Annotated in this window: 2 tRNA genes; both read right to left on the bottom strand. The window is 44.1% G+C overall.

Features of this window, described 5'->3' with window-relative positions:
• Positions 1 to 156: 156 nt before the first annotated feature.
• A tRNA-Val gene (locus tag BZJ21_RS15725) sits at positions 157 to 232 on the bottom strand.
• A 9-nt stretch (positions 233 to 241) separates the two neighbouring features.
• Positions 242 to 317, bottom strand: a tRNA-Lys gene (locus BZJ21_RS15720).
• Positions 318 to 340 lie beyond the last annotated feature (23 nt).

Raw genomic sequence — 340 nt, 5'->3', positions numbered from 1 at the left:
ACTTGATTGTGTGAGTGACATGATATGTCACTGATTGAGAACTTTACTGTCATTCTTAAAGAATGACTTGTCAGCTTTCCAGATTGTTAAAGAGCATGTCGTTTATTGCTAAATAAACCACGTTCTAAAGATTCTCAAACAAAAACCTTTAAAGCGTGGTGGGCGATACCGGGCTCGAACCAGTGACCCCCTCCTTGTAAGGGAGGTGCTCTCCCAACTGAGCTAATCGCCCACAATAATGTGGTGGGTTGTACAGGATTCGAACCTGTGACCAATTGATTAAAAGTCAACTGCTCTACCAACTGAGCTAACAACCCAATGGCGTCCCATAGGGGAGTCG

The organism is Salinivibrio costicola subsp. alcaliphilus (assembly GCF_001996185.1).
Taxonomy (GTDB): Bacteria; Pseudomonadota; Gammaproteobacteria; order Enterobacterales; family Vibrionaceae; genus Salinivibrio; species Salinivibrio costicola.
Note: the sequence above shows the minus strand (reverse complement) of the source record. Positions and strands in the feature narration are given on the sequence as shown.